We start from the raw sequence: 4118 nt of genomic DNA on the forward strand, positions 1-4118 counted from the left end.
TATCCATGATGCAATGACCGCCTGACCCTACCTGCTCAAAGTGTCATAAACCTAGTCAGTAACTTGCGGTCGGGAACGGTTTGCGACCGCTATAGGTTGTCGTCGTCGACCCAGGCCTGCACCCCACGGGGCTGCTGAGGTTGTTGCGGTTGCTGCGGCTGCTGTGGTGTTTGTTGCGCTTGCTGTTGGCGGGCCTGGGCAACTGGATCCTGCCACGTTCCCGGCTGCTGGGCTGGCTGCTGAGCCGACTGCGGGAGCGGCTGCTGCGACGGAGCCGGCTGCACTGGCTGGTTCGTATTGGACTGCTGGTACTGCTGACCCGCAGGCCCGGCCGCTCCTGCCGCTCCTGCAGCTCCGGCTGCACCAGTTCCGCCACCACCCGCTGCGGGCTTACCGGAGAGCATGTCCAGGTAGGTGTCATCGCCGTCGAAAAGCGTCCTGGTGATGGCGGTCTTCGGGTTGAGACGACGGAGATCGTTGAGCTCCTGCAGCGGCTTGCGAAGATCGTCGAAGTCTTCACCGAACTCGTCCGAGAGGTTATCGCGTGCGTCATTGATTGCGGTGCGCGCAGCCAGAAGCAATGCGCGGACGTCCTCAATTACCTTCGGCAACCGCTCAGGTCCGATGAGAATTAGTCCGAGGATAAAGAGGACGAGAATCTCGCCCCAGCCAACATTAGAAAACACGTTATACCACCTTAGTTACAGTGCACCTCACATGCAGCATTGCGCGGCCAAATCCACCAAATCTGCGAAATCCGCAGAAACCAGCCGAAACCAGCGCCTCCCTACTCCGGCGTGATCTTCGCCTCCAGCTCGGCTCCGTGACGAACGATCTTCAATACCGCCTCATTACCAGCCCCAACAGTCCACAGCGCCACCGTGAGCTCATCTGCGGACGATACCGCGCGGTCTCCCACAGCCGTAATCACGTCGCCTTCCTGCAGGCCTTCCCGGTCGGCAACACCTCCCGGCAGGATGCTGGCAATCTCGGCACCAGTCAGTGCGCCATTGGAAACCGTGCGCGCTGTCACGCCAATCCCAGGATGAACCGGCTGCTCACCGGCAATGAGCTGCTCAGCGATGGCAACGGCTGAATTGATTGGAATCGCAAAGCCCAACCCCTGTGAGCCACCCGAGCTACTGAAAATCACCGTATTAATGCCGATAATGGCACCGCGAATATCCACCAGCGGACCACCCGAGTTACCCGGGTTGATGGAGGCATCGGTCTGAATCGCATCGGCGTAGCCGTCCGTGTCAGTCCCTTCAGCGGCCAGGCGCACCGGCCGATTAAGCGCGGAGACAATTCCCGAGGTCACCGTGCCGCCCAGCCCCTGCGGCGAGCCCATCGCAATCACTGTGTCACCGACCGAAACCGCGTTGGAATCACCAAGTTGCGCCACAGTCAGCCCCGCAACATCTTCGACCTTAATTACAGCGAGGTCGGTCTTCGGGTCACGGCCAATAATCTTGGCCGGCACCTCTTTCAGCTTTCCGCCGTCCCAAAACGTTACGGAGACCTGCATATCCTGCCGATCCGCCACCGCCGAAACGACGTGGTTATTGGTCAAAATATGACCGTCACCATCAATGACAAACCCCGAGCCCACGCCCGAGACCTCACCGGCACTGACCGCAATCGACACCACCGCGGGACGAAGAGCCTCCGCCACCTTGCCGATCTCAGTCAAATCACCGTTGCCCGGCCGCCCCTCGATCTGCTGCAGCTCCACACGCTGGTAGTCCGAGCGGAAAGTCTTGCCAGCCCAACCGCCAACAAAGCCACCAACACCGCCAATGAGCAGCACCACGGCCGACGACGCCGCAATCACACGCCACGGCACCTCGCGGCCAAAAATCACTTCCCGCGCGCTGACGCGGGGAGCCGTCTTCGGGCGAGGCTTCTTTTTCGCTTCGGGTTTGCGGGCTGGACGCCCCGTCGTCATGCGTGACGACGAATCCTGCCACGGCGAATACTCTTGGGCGGTCGCACTGGTGTCGTCGTCAAGCTTCTGCCCTGGAGCACGCTGTAACCCGCCAGTTGCGGCGGCACGATCGGAGTCCGGGGCAAACGCGGAATCATCGAAAGAGCGATGTTTGCCCACTAGTGACTACCACCTTTACGAAAACCACGAACGATCTGCTCCAACGCAGCGCTCAGCGACTCCGGCGGACGGTGCGCGAGATGCCGCGCCGACCGATGGGACTCTGAGTCCTCGCAACTGCCTGCGAAATCAGCAATACGAGCGCGCAGCTCAGCTGGAATGTGCAAGGGCGCGCTATCACGCAGACGCTTGGCCGCCTGCCGCTGCTTCGCGACCTCCCGGCGACATTCCGGGCATGCCATCAAGTGCGCCTGTGCACGACGCTCAGCTACGACCGACAACTCGCCGTCAACAAAAGCGGCAATTGCCTCGGTGCCGAGATGCTCCGTTGACAAAAAACGCTTGTCATCGCCCTGCTGAATCACAGACTGCAGCACCTCCAGAAATCGCACCTATTTAACTAGCCCCACAATAGCCGCTCCCGCGGATTGAGTGCGGGAAATCTAGCCTGCGGTGACTGACTCCGGCAGCTCCTGTCGTTCCTTCTCCAGGCGCTCCAACGTCGCCCGCAAACTGGAACGTGCCCGGTGAATGCGCGAACGTACGGTGCCCATCTTGAGCCCAAGGGTGCTGGCAATTTCCTCGTAGGTCAGCCCCACCACATCACAGAGGACAACCACTGCGCGATAGTCCGGCTGCAGCTCAGCCAGCGCGATTTCCAAATCCGGGTCGAGCATCGCGTCATCGACGGCCTGCTCCGGGGTCTTCAGCGTACCCGGGACGCGGTCGTAGTTCTCCGGCAACGCCTCCATCCGGATGACCTGCCGATGCCGGACCATATCCAAAAACAGGTTAGTGGTAATCCGATGCAGCCAGCCTTCAAAAGTGCCGGGACGGTATGACTTCAGCGAGCGGAACACACGCATGAATGTCTCCTGCGTCAGGTCTTCCGCGTCCTGCTGGTTACCAGTCAACCGATATGCGAGCCCGTAAACACTATCCGCGTGGGCCTGGACAAGTTCCGACCACGACGGCATCTCCCCCACACCTGCGTCAAAAGCCGCGGTGCCGGACAGTTGCTCAGTTACGTCAGCGGACGCGGCGTCCTCGCGGCTGGCGCCTCCGCTGACTCGTTCGGACTTGACTCGTTCGGGCATGGGGTTCAGTGTTCCTTACCAACCTTAGGTTTGTAGTGACCTTACCCTGAAAATAGTTTGAGAGTCCAGACAAATTTGAGGCTTGTTTACCCACCTAGTCCGGCACTGACCGGCGCGCCCCGCTGCCCTGCCCGAAGTTTTTTCCTACGCTATAAAGCGTGTCCGAAACGAGTTCTTCTGCTACCCCGCTATCCGCACGTGACGCTATTGCACAGCACGTCAACAACACGACCGTAGTCTCCGAGGCCCTTGAAAGCGCCCGAGAGAGCGCTCGCGAATACGGAGTTGCCGTCCCCGATACGATGACCGGCGCCGCTTTGACCTCGCTCATGGCTCTGACCAGTGCCCGCCGCGACGGTCACCCTGCCGCTGTCATCGCATCGCCTGCGGCAGGCGTCGTCGGTTTGCACCTGGCCGCGGGTCTCGGCGATGACGGCGTTCTCACCTGCATCGACCCGGAGCTCGAGCACCAGTCTCTGGCGAAGTCCGCTTTCCGAGCCGCAGGCATCCGCCCCAACCGACAGCGCTTCCTGCCCTCGCAGCCACTGGAGGTCATGGATCGACTGGCCGCCGACTCCTACGACTTGGTCTACTTGGACGTCGCCCCGGCAATCCTCCGCGCCGCCCAGGAAAAGGCCTGGCCGCTGCTTCGCTCCGGTGGCGCGCTCGTCCTGACCGGCGCGCTCCTCGACGGCACTGTCGCTGACTCGTCACGCACTGACCGTGACACCGTCGCTGCCCGCGAAGCCGACGAATACATGCTCCAGCTTGACGACGCTTACGTGATGCGCCTCCCCCTAGCAGCTGGCACCACTGTACTGGTGAAGAAGTAGCTTTCTACTGTTGGCCGGCCGGCTGGCTGGCGGCGGGCCACTGCGACTTACTGACTGCGTTTATGACAAAAATGGCCCGGT

Annotated in this window: 5 protein-coding genes; 1 reads left to right on the forward strand and 4 read right to left on the reverse strand. The window is 61.3% G+C overall.

Features of this window, described 5'->3' with window-relative positions:
• Positions 1-89 precede the first annotated feature (89 nt).
• From tatB to sigE, 4 genes are all read right to left on the reverse strand, one after another.
• A complete protein-coding gene (tatB, locus tag HMPREF2857_RS06570) occupies positions 90-686 on the reverse strand; it encodes a Sec-independent protein translocase protein TatB (protein ID WP_070603702.1) in 597 nt (198 codons plus the stop codon).
• 101 nt (positions 687-787) lie between these two features.
• Positions 788-2107, reverse strand: a complete 1320-nt coding sequence (locus tag HMPREF2857_RS06575) for a S1C family serine protease (protein WP_070643235.1) — start codon at positions 2105-2107, stop codon at positions 788-790.
• Positions 2107-2499: an anti-sigma factor family protein gene (locus tag HMPREF2857_RS06580; RefSeq protein WP_053087264.1), complete on the reverse strand. Its 393-nt coding sequence runs from the start codon at positions 2497-2499 to the stop codon at positions 2107-2109. Before HMPREF2857_RS06580 ends, HMPREF2857_RS06575 begins: the two co-directional genes overlap by 1 nt.
• 51 nt (positions 2500-2550) lie before the next feature.
• Positions 2551-3204, reverse strand: coding sequence for an RNA polymerase sigma factor SigE (gene sigE / locus HMPREF2857_RS06585; RefSeq protein WP_049171940.1), 654 nt, complete (start codon positions 3202-3204; stop codon positions 2551-2553).
• Between the two features lie 158 nt (positions 3205-3362).
• On the opposite strand from sigE, the gene HMPREF2857_RS06590 reads away from it, so the two are divergent.
• Positions 3363-4037 (forward strand): O-methyltransferase, encoded by a 675-nt coding sequence (locus HMPREF2857_RS06590; RefSeq protein WP_049193703.1) that lies wholly within the window; start codon positions 3363-3365, stop codon positions 4035-4037.
• The last annotated feature ends 81 nt before the right edge of the window (positions 4038-4118 follow it).

The sequence above is a fragment of the Corynebacterium sp. HMSC076C10 genome (assembly GCF_001812455.1).
In the GTDB taxonomy this organism is placed as follows: domain Bacteria; phylum Actinomycetota; class Actinomycetes; order Mycobacteriales; family Mycobacteriaceae; genus Corynebacterium; species Corynebacterium jeikeium_D.